Here is a 15,666-nt window from a genome sequence, read left to right as displayed (position 1 = left end):
AGCTAGAAGATGCAATTGAGGTTTGGTTAAATTGTGTTACAAATCAAGCAGAGGCAAATGATATAAATTACAAGGGTTCTGGATATTCGCACTCAAAAGATTCTTGTTGCCAGACTTCTGGCTGCCAAAAAGCTTTATCATTACCACGGTAAACTTTATCGACGTTAAACTTAGCACCGATATGATAACGCTGATTATGGCTTACATTTACTGTTAGCTCTTTTGGTGTGCGAGCACTGAGTTTTACCTTTAAACTGGGAGCATCAATAAGCTCTGCAACAATAAAAGTATGAGAACCTGGACTTAAACGGTAATTAGGCTGTGAAATAACCGGCTTACCATCTAAATGAGTCACGACGACACGATAAATATTCGCTTCGCGGTTAGGCTCTGAAAAAGTCGACACGATACCGCACTGATTGCTTGTATCAGGTTGCGAAGCACAACCTGAGATCAGTAATAACAATGCAGCGAATGTGCAGACTTTTTTAGCGCCGATAACCACTCAGGTTAAACCTTAAAGTAGTCAGCAAGAAACTCATCAAAACTGACACTCGGCTCAGCTTCAATAGCGGCTTGTTTGGCTAATGATGCTTTGGCATCTTGCTCGTAACGAGCTGTTACGGCATCAGATAGCGGGTACGCTTTTAACTGCTGATGATACTCTTCAGCTAGTTGTAAAACCCACTCACTGTGATCGATTTGATCTTCTTTCAAACCTTTTATGATTTGGCCTGATAAGGTTGCATCCGGATTATCAACGGCTTTATGCCACTTAGCTAAAGCAACTTGGTAATCATCTTGCTCATCATCAAGTAGCTTAGCAATCTCTTTTAGCTCGCCAAATAGCGACTCTAACCAACTGCTAAGACTCACTTCTTCACCTGAGCGAGAAAGCATCAGTCCCGGTTTACGGCCTTCTAAAACAACAGAGTTTAAGTTAGCTGAAATCTCTGCTTCTTCAGCGCCATCTGTAGGTTGTGATGGCTGTAATAAACAGTTAAGTAAGAATAAATCTAAGAAACGAATTTGCGACTTTTCAATACCTACAGAGCTATATGGGTTAACGTCTAATGCACGTACTTCAATATATTCCACACCTGCACGGGCCAAAGACTCTGAAGGTTTTTCATTACCTTTTGCAACACGTTTAGCGCGGATTGGCGAATAAAATTCGTTTTCAATTTGCAAAATATTCGCGTTAAGCTGGCGATATTCACCATCTACTTTGACACCGATTTTAGCAAAATTAGCTGAAGGCATATTAATTGCTGACTTCATGCCATCTAAGTAACAAGCCAAACCGTTATAGCTAATGTTTAGGTTATCTTGCTCTTGGTTGGTATAACCTAAGTCACTCATGCGCAGTGAAGTCGCATAAGGCAGGTATAAGGTGCCGTTACCAATCACTTCAAACGGAAAGTTATTGGTCTTAGGATCTTGAATAAATGTGCTGCAAAGTGCTGGCGATGCACCAAATAGATACGGCAGGACCCACACTAAGCGGCGATAATTTCGGATTAGCCCAAAGTAAGACTCAGAAATAAAATCTTCTAAGCTTAATGACTTATCTGAAAGTTCATAGAGTCGCTCCCATAACTGATCTGACACAGAAAAGTTAAAATGAACACCAGAGATAATTTGCATCTGCGCGCCATAGCGATAGGTTAAGCCTTTTCGATATAGTCGCTTCATTTGCCCAGTATTAGAGCTACCATAATCGGCAATTGGAATATCGCCGGCATCACCTAAGTAACAAGGCATACTCACAGGCCATAAACGCTGACCATTTAAATGGCGTACGCTGTAGGCATGAGTCAGAGTCAGATCTTCGACTAATTCATCGATATCTTCAAAAACTGGTGTAATAAACTCAAGTAGTGATTCACTGTAATCAGTGGTGATCCGCGAATGCGTTAATGCAGAACCTAATGCCTGTGGATGTTTATCCAGAGCTAAGTGGCCTGATTTTTCAATTCTTAACGCTTCACGCTCAATGCCACGTTGCATTGACTTTAACGCCTGACGACTTGCCGGATCCGACAATTTACCTACTAATTCATTGAAAGATTTCAATATATTACTCTCTAGTACATGACTCTAACTTAAATAGCATGTCAGTCAGACCCGCCATAGCCAACTTAAATTTCAAGTCGTACCAAATTAGCGTTTATTTAACTGCCAACATAATAAACGGTGAGATGATGCCACAGTATCGACACCATCTCCCGGATATATGGTCTACATCAAGCTTTTACAACTGTAAAACTTGAATTGGGTAACCAAGTGTTGATAATTCAGACTCTATTTTGGCGCGGTCGCCCACAATCAAAATAACCATATCGTCTAAGTCCAACTGCTCTTTAGCCAATTTATTCAATTCATTACGGCTAATTTTGTTGGTAATTTCAGTCTGTTGCTCACTGTAATTATCATCTAAATTATAGCGCTGAATATTACGCATTAGCCCCGCTTTTTGATACGGTGTTTCATAATCAAGTGCTTTTGACTGCGAAATAGAACTCTTCATAAAGTTAAGTTCTTTCTCTGTCATGCCCTCTTTTTGAAATGCGTTGATCTCTTTAATAAACTCCACTAGCGCTTCTTTGGTTACATCGCTACGTACACTCGCCGTTGCTTGATAGAAACCTTCCTCTGGGCCACCAGTAAAGTAACTTCTTGCACCATAGGTGTAACCTTTATCTTCACGAAGATTTAGATTAATACGGCTATTAAAGGCACCGCCTAATGGGTAGTTCATCAGGTATGACTTAAAGAAATCACCTGTTGCATCATATTTTAGACCACGCTTACCAATCTTGATCACTGATTGCGCCGCTTCAGGCTTATCAACAATATAGATTTTACCGCCATCTACTTTAGGCAGCTCTGCAAGCGGTGGGAATGGCGTTGCTGCACCTTTCCAAGTAGAAAGCGTAGCAAGCTTTGTGAGCATTTGCGCTTCATTTAAATTACCCACGGCAACGATTTGTGCATTACCCGCTGTGTACTGCTTTTTGTAGAATGCTTTCACATCATCGAGCGTCATCGCTGACACAGTTTCAAGTGTACCGCCGCTACTTATACCAAAGGAGCTATCTTTACCGTAAAGTAATTCACTAAATGCGGTTGATGCTAAATAGTTTGGCTCAGTAAGCTCTCGTTGAAGATGTTGCAGCTTCTGCTGCTTAACGCGCTCAAAATCGGCAGCTTTAAAACCTGGTTCAAACAGCTTTTCTTGCACAATCGCCATGGTTTTATCTAAATTTGCCGTGAGCGATGAAATTTGAACTTGGCTTTGGTAACCGCTAGCACTAAAACTAACATTACTGCCGAGCATTTCTAGCGCTTGGGTTAATTCTTCAGCGCTGCGCTTTTGGCTAGACTCATTCATCATTGCCGCAGTCATACCTGCAAGGCCTGCTTGGTCCACATCAAGTAGTCTGTGGCCACCATTAAGGTATATTACAATTTCAACCGTTGGTGTCTCGCTGGTTTCAGTGCCAATCACTTCAATCTTGTTTGCCAGCTCACCTTGCCAAAGCGCAGGCATAGTCAGCACAGGCGCTGGGCCCTCTGCCGGGATAACGCTGCGATCAAACGATGAAACAATTTGCGGTTTAACATCGAGGTTTTCAACCGCAACAGCGGCAACATTTTCAGCTGCAGGTGTGAAGGTATCCGGTTTGGCAATCAACTGTAGCTGACCTTGCGGTACCACGCTCATGACTACCATAGGCTTGTCTTTAATATACTTATTAAAAACTCGCATCACGTCTTCTTTGGTGACATTAGCGTAACGCTTTAAGTCAAAACCTATCATGTCTGGATTGTTAGAAAAGGTTTCGTTAAAGGCTAAGCTAGACACTTTGCCTTGCACACTTTGCAAGCCAAAAATTGTCCCGGCTTCAAAGTTAACTTTTACCTTTTCAAGATCGTCATCGGTCACACCACGCTGTTCAAACTCAGTAATTGAGTCCTGCATAGCTTGCTCTATTTCAGCCAAATTACCGCCACGAGCAGGGTTAGCTAAAGCGTACATAGAGAACTGACAAGCAAGCTCCTGACATGGATGGCTAACACCTGCTTGCACAGCAAGGCCATCTTTAACTAAGTTTTTATAAAACAGTGATGTTTTACCGCCACCAAGAATGTTTGATAGTAAATCAAGGGCAGCTTCATCTTCATGGCGGGCATAAACTGTTGGCATACCAATACGAAGCAGTGGCAGGTGAACTCTGTCTTCCATAGATAGGTAGCGAGTTTCATCTAAAGTGACCAGTTCTTTAACTGGCGCATCAACTTCAGGGCCCGCAGGGATCTCACCAAAATACTTATTGATCCATGTTAAAGCTTGCATCTCATCAAAATCACCGCCTATGGTTAAGGTGGCATTATTAGGGCCATACCAACGCTGGAAGAAATGTTTCACATCTTCAACATCAGCGCGATTTAAATCTTCTGGCCAGCCAATGACAGGCCATGAATATGGATGTCCTTGAGGGTAAAATGCTTGGTTAAAGCGTTCACCCATTCGTCCGTAAGGGCGATTATCGATACGCTGGGCGCGCTCGTTTTTTACCGTCTCTCTTTGAACTTCGAATTTTTCTTCTGTTAACGCAGGTAAGAAAAAGCCCATACGGTCCGACTCTAACCAAAGCATTTTTTCTAGTTGGTTATTGGGTACTGTTTCGAAATAGTTAGTTCTGTCGGTATTGGTGGTGCCGTTTAACGTACCACCCGCTTCGGTAATAATTTTGAAGTGTTGCTCGTCACCTACATTTTCTGAGCCTTGAAACATCATGTGCTCAAATAGATGAGCAAAGCCAGAACGACCTTCTAGCTCACGACCTGAGCCAACATGGTAGGTCACATCGACATGGACTAACGGATCGGAGTGATCTTCATGCAAAATAACGGTTAAGCCATTCGCAAGCTGATACTTACGGTAAGGGATCCCTACTTGATCACCACTAAAAGCAACGCTTTCAATTAACTTAACTCCTGCAGGTAAGTTAGACTCGTTCTGTTGTTGTCCTGCACAGCCCATTAATGCCGCACTAACAGCTGCAGCTAATATCCATTTTTTCAATGACGCTCTCCTTATTAACAGCTCGTTGTTTTCTGACTTGCTTAATATTGCGCCTAGTATTACCCACATCAGAAAAAACAACCAGCGATGATATTTAAAATAGAGGATTAAAAAGCTATCTGTTTTAGTAACATTTTTTATCCACACTCAGTTGCTTTATCGACAAGCTAAAAACGACAAAATTTCATTATCCTGTGAATTAACTTAATTTTTTACACATTCACCGACAAAACACTTACCATGTTGCAACAGAGTTAAATTTTAAAGTTATTAAAACAAACTCTTATATTACGATAAGTTATAACTAAATCGGTTTGTGATGCAAGTAACACTATCTATAGAATAAGACTATTGGGTAACTAAATGTAAATCTCGATAGTGTTTATGGGTGATTATCGGCAGACTAGACTATGCAATAAGCAAGCGCTCACCTATATGAAATTGTTTAAAGAAAAATAAAATATTTGGAATTTTGATAATGTGGCAAACAATTAAAAATATCCCGTTTTGGCAAAAAGTCCTTGCCGCCTTTATCTTAGGTGCTGGTGTCGGTGTCATTTTTGGTGAATCAGCAACCGTACTAAAACCATTGGGTGACCTATTTATTAGTGCAATCAAAATGTTGGTTGCACCGCTAATTTTCTGTGCCATTGTTGTTAGCATTACCTCCCTAGGTTCTGAAGTTAGCCTTAAAAGGCTCAGTTTTAAAACCTTAGCCATGTTTATGTTTACCGGCACTATTGCTTCAATTATTGGCCTAACTATTGGATCAGTGATTGATATGGGCGGCTCAATGGAGCTAGTGACAACAGAGGTGCGTGAACGCAACGTACCAGGGTTTGCCCAAGTGTTGTTAGACATGATCCCAGTCAACCCGTTTGCCTCACTGGCTGAAGGTAAGGTTTTACAGATCATCATCTTTGCAGCACTTATTGGTATCGCAATTAATAAAGTGGGTGAAAAAGCCGAGCCATTAAAGCGCACCATTGAAGCAGGTGCGGAAGTGATGTTCCAGCTTACTCGTATGGTTTTACAACTCACTCCTATTGGTGTGTTTGGTTTAATGGCTTGGGTTGTAGGCGAATATGGTTTATCAACTTTACTGCCGTTAGGTAAGTTTATTGGTGCTATATACTTAGCTGCACTTATTCATATTATTTTTGTTTATGGCGGCCTAGTAAAATTTGCAGCCAAGCTTAGCCCAGTACAGTTTTTCCGTAAGGCTATTCCTGCACAAATCGTGGCATTTACTACAGCATCAAGCTTTGGCACTTTGCCGGCAAGTACCCGTTGTACTGAATCAATGGGCGTGTCTAAGCGCTATGGCTCGTTTGTATTACCATTAGGTGCAACCATGAACATGGATGGTTGTGGCGGTATTTACCCTGCTATTGCGGCGATATTTATCGCACAGATTTATGGTATTCCACTTGATATGACCGATTACCTGCTAATTGCTGTTACAGCGACCGTTGCCTCGGTAGGTACGGCTGGAGTTCCTGGTAGTGCCATGGTTATGCTAACGGTGACATTAGGTGTGGTTGGTTTGCCACTTGAAGGGATTGCCTTTATTGCAGCGGTTGATCGTATTATCGATATGATCCGTACAGCAACTAACGTGACTGGCGATATGATGACTGCGGTAGTGATAGGTAAGTCTGAAGGCCAGCTTGATGAGCAGCAGTTTTATACTCAAGAGACCGAGCAAATAGAGCAAGTTCGTAGCTAATACGCCGTTCTCTAACAACAAAAAGGCCGCAATTGCGGCCTTTTTACTTTATACTTTTCAATATTCTACTAAAGATAAGTATGACAACGGAGCGCTTAGATATGACTAAACTTTTCATTCTGCCAATATTACTTTCACTGGCTTGGGCGCTTTTTCTTAACTATAACGGCGTACCGTTAAAACAAGGCAAAAAAGGTTTTCTCTATATCATAGGCATCAGCCTAACCATCATTTTTGCCCTCGCCTTTTTACTTTGGCTAACCGCAGGGCAAAATGTAATGGCAACCTAGTTTACTTGCTAACCTAGTGCTTCATCATTGAGCGAGATATCTGATAAGTCAATATCGCTCCAAATGACCACATCGCCCTCGTCACTAGAGAAGATAAAGCCTTGTAGGGTGTCAATATCGACACCTTCAGCTTCATATTTTTCTCGCAGTTCATCGTCCATATCTTGGCTGGTTAACATGGTTTCAGATTGAGTCCAATTCCCACCTGATAAATCTAAGTTCTCGCTGCCAACAACTAAGAAGTTATTTTCAAATGGGTCATCAGCATCGTTAGATGCAATCCCATCTCCATCACTTTGCTGATAGATTTTATCGAGCGACAGCATCAACTGAATATCAGTGACGCCATCTTCAACAATAAAAGCCTCCATGTTTTGAATCCCGGCACCTGTCATATCAATAATTTCATTATTGCTACTGGAAACCTGTAATACATCAAAACCGTCGCCACCATCGTAGCTAAAGCTGTCACTGTTCATGCTGCCATCAGCGTTGCTACCAAAGTCCTCTCGGTCAAATACTATGGTGTCGTCACCGCCACCGCCAAACATTAAGTCAGCACCAGTTCCACCGTCTAAGGTATCGCTACCCGCCTCACCAAATAAACTATCGTTACCACTGCCACCGGCTAACTTATCATCACCGCTGCCTGCATATAATTCATCATCATTATTACCGCCATCTAAGCTATCGTTGCCTTCTCCGGCAAATAATAAATCGTTACCGCTACCACCACTTAATTGGTCATGGCCTGCATCACCATGCAGTTGGTCATTACCTCCGCCACCAATTAGCTTGTCATCACCTTCACCGCCAAACAACTGATCATGGCCGCCGCCACCGGTTAACTTATCGTTTCCAGCTTCACCATAAAGCATGTCATCGCCTGAGCCGCCACTTAGGGTGTCGTTACCTACACCACCAAAGAGTTGATCATTGCCGCTACCCGATGATAGAGAGTCATTACCGTCACCACCGTCTAACAAATCGGCACCTGAACCACTGACTAATTTGTCGTCTCCAGCGCCACCCGAAAGTTCATTGTTACCATCACCAGCATTAAGGTTATCACTGCCATCGCCGCCACTCAGCACATCATTCCCGCCACCAGCAACCAGAGTATCATTGCCCGCATCACCGCTTAGTACATTATCGCCAGCACCAGCATCAATGACATCATTGCCATCGCCACCTGCAATATTGTCGTTACCAGAACCCGCGATTACTGAGTCAATACCAAGCCCGGCAGTAATAGTATTATGCCCATCACCAGCGCGAATTGTGTCATCACCAGCTCCACCAGCAACAATGTCGCTGCCCGCACCTGCGACAATGGTATCGTTGCCATCATCACCCCTTATTTGGTTATCGCCATTACCTGCATTGATGGTGTCATTGCCCTCTCCGCCAGAAATTATATCGTTGCCGCTACCTGCTACAATGCTGTCATTTCCGCAGCCACCACTAATTTGGTTATTACCTTCGCCAGCGTGAATAGTATCGTGGTCTTCGCCACCAGTTATAACGTCATTGCCACTACCGGCAACAATATTATCATCACCTGCACCACCGCTTATGACGTTATGACCATTACCTGCTTCGATGCTATCGTTATCGGCGCCGCCTGCGATTTGATCGTTGCCGCTGCCAGTAATAATGGTATCTTCACCTGCACCACCATCAACTATATTATGGCCTTGGTGCGATTCAATATAATCTTTACCAGCACCACCAATTAAGGTGTCGTTATTTGCGCCGCCATATAATACGTCGTCACCTTCACCGCCATCTAAGGTGTTATCACCAAACTCAGCGTGCAGCTCATCATTACCTGCACCACCTAGCAGGTGATCGTTTCCACTGCCAGCAAATAACTTATCAGCTCCTGCTCCACCAGCAATGGTGTCATCACCATCGCCACCTAAAAGAATATCGTCGCCTTCACCGCCATCAATATCATCATTACCACTGCCACCATCAATAAAGTCAGTGCCTAAACCACCGACGATAGTATCGTTGCCGTCATCACCAAAGAGTTGATCATCTCCGTCACCACCATCGAGTTTATCTTTACCTGCACCACCAAATAGCAGATCGGCACCCACCCCACCCGCTAATGTATCGTTACCGCCCTCACCATAAAGTTGATCGTCTCCTTCACCACCACTGAGGTTATCGTTGCCCTCACCGCCGAACAGCAAGTCGTTGCCCTCATCACCACTAATGGTATCACTGCCATCACCACCAAATAATGTGTCGACACCAATGCCACCGCTAATAGCATCATCTCCGGTACCGCCATCGACAAAGTCATCTCCGTCCTCAGCATGCAGATTATCGTTACCATCACCACCATAAACCACATCATCGTCACTGCCTGCAAATACAGTGTCAGCGCCTATTCCGCCGTAGATCTCGTCTTTACCCGCCCCAGTATTAATAGTGTTGCTGCCGTCTTCTCCAAAAACTTTATCATCGCCGTCGCCGGTATCTATGATGTCATCACCACCGCCAGCAAAAACAGTATCATTGCCGATCCCTGTATCGACATTATCGTTACCTTCGCCGGCGAAAACTAAATCATTACCCTCGGCAGAAGTAATAGTATCGTTACCCGCATCACCATAAAGCTCATCGTCTGCAGTACCGCCTATTAAGCGATCATCACCTTCCCCCCCCGCCAGCAGACCCGCTTCGTTTTCCGCATAGAGGGTATCGTTACCCGCACCGCCAAATAGCTCATCATAACCTGCACCACCTCTTAGCTCGTCGTTACCATCGCCACCAAATAGCTTATCGTTACCATCACCGCCCTCAAGAATATCAGCGCCGGAACCGGCATAAATGGTGTCATCGCCCGCCTCACCCAATAACACGTCATCGCCGCCGTCACCGACTAAAATATCGTCGCCAACTCCGCCTGATAATTTGTCATCATCTGCGCCACCAATTAACGTGTCGTTGCCTTCTCCGCCTTGAAGAATGTCTGCCCCGGCACCACCGTCAAGCATGTCATTGCCCAATCCGCCAACAAGCGTATCGACACCATCATCGCCATAAAGAGCATCGTCGCCTTCTCCACCATCAAGGTGATCATTACCTACACCACCGTGAAGTAAGTCGTTACCTAATCCACCAACAACAGTATCGTCACCACCTTGGGCATAAACAGTATCGTTACCCTCTCCGGCGTCAATGTTATCGTTACCAGAGCCGGCATCGACGATATCGTTACCTGCCCCAGCAATTATGCTATCAACACCATCACCACCAATGAGCACATCATCGCCTTCTTCGGCAATAATATTGTCATCACCTTGGCCACCATCAACAAAGTTATTGCCAGAGCCTGATAGCAAAGTATCATCGCCATCACCACCGCTAAGACTGTCATCTCCAGCCCCACCTTCAAGCCTGTCGCGCCCAGAACCACCATACAAGGTATCGTTACCCGCACCGCCGCTAATGAGATCATCGCCATCTTCGCCGTAGATAGTGTCATCGCCCTCACCACCCGCTAACACATCATCACCAGCGCCAGCATATATGGTGTCACTGCCAGCTCCAGCAACCACGGTATCATTGCCACCGCCAGCAAATACCACATCATCACCACTACCAGCATCAATATTGTCTTCCCCCGTGCCTGCATAAACAGTATCGTTACCCTCGCCAGCATCAATACTATTTATGCCATCTCCAGAATAAATGGTATCGTCACCGCTGCCACCGGTTAGGCTGTCATCACCAGCTCCAGCGAAAATCGTGTCGTGGCCCTCTCCGCCATCTATGGTGTTATTGCCATCACCACCATATAAAGCGTCATTACCTAATCCGCCATCAATCTTGTCATCACCTGATTCGGCATATACGAGGTCATCCCCTTCGCCAGCGATAATTGTATCGCTATCACTACCGCCATAAATGGTGTCGTTACCTGTACCACCATCAAGTAAATTGGCACCCGAGTAACCAAAAAGCACATCATCACCAGAACCACCAGTTAATACATCGTCACCGCTGCCAGCATGTAATTCATCGCTGCCATCGCCGCCGCTTAGGGTGTCATTTCCTTGCTCACCAAATAGTTTGTCATTGCCGTCTCCGCCTGCAAGGGCATCATTGCCTGTACCTGCAAGTAAAAGGTCATCACCTTCCTCCCCTTGCAATACATCATCACCGCTACCTGCGACTATTGTGTCATTCCCTTGGCCACCAGATAACACGTCATGACCTTCATCGCCTTGCAGATAGTCATTACCTTCACCACCGGTTAATTCATCTGCACCTTTACCGCCTAATAACTGATCATGTCCTGCTCCGCCAAATAAAGCGTCTTGACCATCATCACCTATTAGTAAGTCATCACCTTCTTCGCCATACAAAGTATCATCACCCAGCTCTCCCATTAACGTGTCGTTGCCACTACCACCATGCAGCGTATCGGCATCATCACCACCCATTAGCGTATCAGCTCCCTCACCGCCGCTAAGTAAGTCATCGCCTTGTCCGCCCATCAACAAGTCATCACCCGCCTCACCATGAAGCTGGTCATTATTAATACCACCATCGAGCAGATCATCACCTTCACCGCCATATAAGGTATCTTCACCTTGCTGACCCATTAAATGGTCATCTCCAACACCGCCATCAAGGATGTCGTCATAAGTGTTTAATGCGACGAGTTCTACCGAATCGATAACCACTTCTTCATTCGGTTCTAATCCACTCGTAAGGTACTGCAACTGAATATCACCACTAGAATCTAATTGTTCAGGAGTCAGCTCAAAATTAATTTGAATTGTGCCGTCAGGAAGTTGCGTCACGGTTCCAGTGGTTGCAATAACCATTTCCCCGTTGGCATCTGGAATAAGAATATTTACGGTCAGCTCTGTACCAGCATCCAACAAAGGGCTACCTGCAGGCACAGAAACATTTAAGTTAAAGTTATTACCAGCACTACCAACATGACCACCAATATTAATGATTTGCGTAGCAGGAGAATTATCGGTGATAGGGCTTAGAGTATTACCGGCAGTAAATACCGTCTGCGCTACACCCCAAGCCGTTGTCTCTGCGGTTTCAACCACAGGCGTTGTTGATTGCTGATCTAGCCCTTGATCCCCTAGAATAAAATCTTGCCCTTCTTGGCCCGAAATATTGTCATCACCCGCACCTCCGACTAGGTAGTCATCACCAGCTCGGCCATCAATAATGTCATTCCCTTCTAGTCCTTCTAAGTGATCATCTGTTTCTGTTCCTACTAACAAATCATTTTGATTGCTACCGTCCATGACAAGAGTCCTCTTAAATTAAGTATTGTTTTCAATTAACTTTCTCGAAATGCCAACTCGAAGGAGTGACCTAGTGGGGAGAGTAAGTATTGCAATAGTGAACGGGGCTGAAGCACGATAAATACATCAGCAGACATCCCTGGGTGGAGTTTGATATTAGGTTGCGGACTGTCAGCTAAATTAAGCCTGACCTTAACTAAATAACCTTCAGGCTGCCCGGCTGATGCCGCAAAAAAACGGTCGGCGGAAACATGAATAACTTCGCCTTGCATCGGGATTGCATCTCGGCTGTCGTAAGCGGTTAGCCTCACTTGAGTTGATAGACCGACATACACCACATCGATATCTTCAGGGCGAACATACGCTTCCACTATCATTTCGTCTGACTCTGGCACAAGCTCCATTAACACCTGACCAGGTGATATCACGGCGCCAATGGAATGTATGCTCATAGCAACTACAGTTCCGCTATGCTCTGCAGTAATATTGATATTCTGCTTTTTATCACTCTGAGCCGATAATGCATGCAATCCTTCATCTCTAAGCTGACGCTGCTCTTGCAGTTGCTGGGCCCATTTTTGTTGGCGCTGCGAGCGGCTGGTTGCATGAGTTTGGGTTAATTCACCAAGTTGAGCAGTAATCACCTCAGCCTCTGATGTCAGTTGAGCAAGCAATCCCTCAACACCTGATTCACTGCGTTGAATGGCTAAATGCCTTGATTTCGATACAAAGCCATCATCAAGCAGACTGGCATTCATCTTTACCTCTTCCTTGATTAAGCTGAGCTGCTTTTCGGTAGCTTTTATTCTTAACTCAGTTCCTTTCAAACTATGTTCTAGCTGGTTTTTCTGGAATTGGTATTGCTGGTTAAGCAGTTGGTAGTCTGACTTTTGTCGATCGAAGATCAGTTGCTGCATTACAATAAGTTGACTAATTTCAGGCTTTTCTTGATGCGCGCTAATTAAAGGAGAAAAAACTAGCCGGGTTTGATTGATGATATCGGCTTCATTTAACAAGGGGGTTAATCTATCAATTTGAGCTTGCGCTCTAAGAGTCTTTAATAAAATGCGTTGGTAATCAGCCTCAACTTGTATATCACTGAGCTCAATCAGTGTCTGGCCTTTTTCAACTCGCTGACCATCAAACGCGAGAATTTGCTTTACCTGTCCACCGTGCAAGTGCTGCACTTTTTTGCGCTGCGACTCGACCACCAATTTACCGGGCGCGATCGCCGCGGCATCAATTTGCATTAACCCAGCCCAAAGAGCGAAACCGCCCACAGCAAACACAATAATTGCGATGCCAGAGGTAATGACTTTACGGGTATTAAAGTCGGTAATATCGTCCATGATTCACCTCTTAATGATTAGCGACAGATTTGTCGATAGATTGCACCGCATTTTCGGTGCGCTCACTGATCTCATGAATGTCAGAAATAAACTTTTCTTTCGGTCCGGCTTTTTCAATGCAGCCATCACGTAAACATACGACCCAATCCATTTGCCTTAAAAAACCGGGTCTATGACTTATCATGATCACTGTGATCCCTTGCTCTTTGCAGTGTTGCAACACAATTGCGAGGGCAACTTCTCCCTCAGGATCGAGATTAGAATTGGGCTCATCGAGGATTAACACTTTGGGTTTGCTAAATATTGCTCTTGCCAGTGCAAGCCGCTGCTTTTGACCGCCACTAATTTGGTTGGCCGCCTCTCCTAGTTGGGTTTCATAACCATTAGGCAAGGCAATAATCAGTTCATGGACACACGCAAGACGCGCTGCATCAACAATATCTTTTGGGTCGGCATCACTAAAGCGGCAAATATTTTGTGCAACTGTGCCTGAAAGTAGCTCAACATCTTGAGACACAAAGCCGATATAACGTCCCAGTTCATCAGCATTCCATTGACTTAAACAGGCACCATCGAGCTTAACCATGCCACTTGTCGGTGCAACTATCCCCATCAACAACTTAGCTAACGTCGACTTACCTGAACCGCTTGGGCCGATAATTGCCAAAGACAACCCAGCTTGTAGCCTAAAGTTAATGTTAGCAAGTACCGGTTTATTATGGCGATTAATGACAAAGTTAACTCGCTCTAATAAAAACTCACCTCGGGGAGCGGGTAACGAAGTTTTTAGCTTGTTGGCTTTAGATTTTAATGCGAGTTTTAATCTTTGATAGGCTTGATAGCTAGACTCCCAGTTCTTCCAACAACCTACAGCTTGTTCAATAGGAGCCAAGGCTCGGCCAAGAATAATAGAAGCGGCAATAATTTCGCCGGTGCCTAGCTGTTGAGTCAAAACAAGGCCAACACCGATACCAATAACGGCCACTTGCAGTAAAGTTCGAGTTAAACGGGTGAGCACCAACATCATGCTGACTTTGTCAGCAACGCTCCACTGTAGTCCAAGTAATTGCTTATGCCCCTGCTGCCAATGTTTGGCAACATCAGTCGCCATTCCCATCGCTTGCAATGAACTGGCATGACGCAAAATATCATTAATCTGCATACTGCTTTCAATTACAGCTTTAGAGGCTGCATCTTGTGGCAGCTTAGCAGCTGCTTTAACACCAAAAGCCAGTAATGCCAAAATCACTGCACCAACGGTAGCTGTAACACCAAGTAGCGGATGCAAGCCAAATAGCACAATCAAAAATACGATTACCCAAGGCGCATCGAAAATTGCGCTGGTAGATGGGGTTAATAACAGCGTTCTCACTTCACGAACATCAAGCAAGCTTTGTTTGTTTATTCCACCTTGACGGGCTGACTCCTGAATAGCCTCATTAACCAATAATGAGCTTGAGCGCATCTCAAGTTTCAATCCACTTTGTTGTAATAACTTATTGCGCACGAAGTCTAAAGAGGCTTGAATAAGCAAAAGAAAGATAACGATTAGAGTTAAATTAATCAGGGTGTGGTAACTAGAGCTGGCAATTACACGTCCAAACAATTGCAAGCTGTAGATGGGCAACGCCAACATCAATAAATTGACAAAAAAACTGAATATCGCCACATACTTCAATTCCGTTTGTAGTGAGCGAATAATACTGTTGAAGTTATCATTCATAACAATCGCACTCCATTGCGAATGGGTTCCGCTAAATGCCCGCTACACAGGCAAGTCTTTATACTGATTACTTTTATTAAGCCTTAGTATAGTCAACAGCGCATATTATTTTGCTTACAGCAAAAAAAAATCCTGTACTTGGCAGTACAGGATTGATTTCAAAACAAATAACTTTAAATAGGTTTAAAT

The 15,666-nt window shown here is 44.3% G+C and carries 8 protein-coding genes; 2 read left to right on the top strand and 6 right to left on the bottom strand.

The window, feature by feature from the left end:
- Positions 1-67: 67 nt before the first annotated feature.
- The 3 genes from L2740_RS16810 to L2740_RS16800 form a co-directional block, all read right to left on the bottom strand.
- Positions 68-505: a hypothetical protein gene (locus L2740_RS16810; RefSeq protein ID WP_248951243.1), complete on the bottom strand. Its 438-nt coding sequence runs from the start codon at positions 503-505 to the stop codon at positions 68-70.
- 5 nt (positions 506-510) lie between these two features.
- The gene (gene gshA / locus L2740_RS16805; RefSeq protein WP_248951242.1) at positions 511-2,076 is read right to left on the bottom strand and encodes a glutamate--cysteine ligase; all 1,566 of its coding nucleotides are present in this window, start codon (positions 2,074-2,076) and stop codon (positions 511-513) included.
- A gap of 178 nt (positions 2,077-2,254) precedes the next feature.
- On the bottom strand, positions 2,255-5,092 hold the full coding sequence (locus L2740_RS16800) for a M16 family metallopeptidase (RefSeq protein WP_248951241.1): 2,838 nt from the start codon (positions 5,090-5,092) through the stop codon (positions 2,255-2,257).
- 475 nt (positions 5,093-5,567) lie between these two features.
- Here L2740_RS16800 and L2740_RS16795 point away from each other — a divergent pair, with 475 nt between their 5' ends.
- Positions 5,568-6,821, top strand: coding sequence for a dicarboxylate/amino acid:cation symporter (locus L2740_RS16795; protein ID WP_248951267.1), 1,254 nt, complete (start codon positions 5,568-5,570; stop codon positions 6,819-6,821).
- Between the two features lie 101 nt (positions 6,822-6,922).
- Positions 6,923-7,111 carry a hypothetical protein gene (locus L2740_RS16790; RefSeq protein WP_248951240.1) on the top strand — a complete coding sequence of 63 codons (189 nt, stop codon included), beginning with the start codon at positions 6,923-6,925 and terminating at the stop codon, positions 7,109-7,111.
- A gap of 8 nt (positions 7,112-7,119) precedes the next feature.
- Here the strand turns inward: L2740_RS16790 and L2740_RS16785 are convergent, their stop codons facing one another.
- The 3 genes from L2740_RS16785 to L2740_RS16775 are packed head-to-tail and all read right to left on the bottom strand — an operon-like array spanning position 7,120 to position 15,477.
- A complete protein-coding gene (locus tag L2740_RS16785) occupies positions 7,120-12,405 on the bottom strand; it encodes a calcium-binding protein (RefSeq protein WP_248951239.1) in 5,286 nt (1,761 codons plus the stop codon).
- A 35-nt stretch (positions 12,406-12,440) separates the two neighbouring features.
- A complete protein-coding gene (locus L2740_RS16780) occupies positions 12,441-13,754 on the bottom strand; it encodes an HlyD family type I secretion periplasmic adaptor subunit (protein WP_248951238.1) in 1,314 nt (437 codons plus the stop codon).
- Positions 13,755-13,764: 10 nt separating this feature from the next.
- The gene (locus tag L2740_RS16775; RefSeq protein WP_248951237.1) at positions 13,765-15,477 is read right to left on the bottom strand and encodes a type I secretion system permease/ATPase; all 1,713 of its coding nucleotides are present in this window, start codon (positions 15,475-15,477) and stop codon (positions 13,765-13,767) included.
- Positions 15,478-15,666: the final 189 nt, after the last annotated feature.

The organism is Shewanella pneumatophori, assembly GCF_023283895.1.
GTDB lineage: Bacteria > Pseudomonadota > Gammaproteobacteria > Enterobacterales > Shewanellaceae > Shewanella > Shewanella pneumatophori.
The sequence above is the reverse complement of the archived record's forward strand: the minus strand, read 5'-3'. Positions and strand labels throughout refer to the sequence as shown.

Excerpts from the sequence above, each read along its gene's own strand:
- L2740_RS16790 (WP_248951240.1), top strand. The coding sequence starts at position 6,923 with ATGACTAAACTTTTCATTCTGCCAATATTACTTTCACTGGCTTGGGCG.
- L2740_RS16785 (WP_248951239.1), bottom strand. The coding sequence starts at position 12,405 with ATGGACGGTAGCAATCAAAATGATTTGTTAGTAGGAACAGAAACAGAT.
- L2740_RS16780 (WP_248951238.1), bottom strand. The coding sequence starts at position 13,754 with ATGGACGATATTACCGACTTTAATACCCGTAAAGTCATTACCTCTGGC.
- L2740_RS16775 (WP_248951237.1), bottom strand. The coding sequence starts at position 15,477 with ATGAATGATAACTTCAACAGTATTATTCGCTCACTACAAACGGAATTG.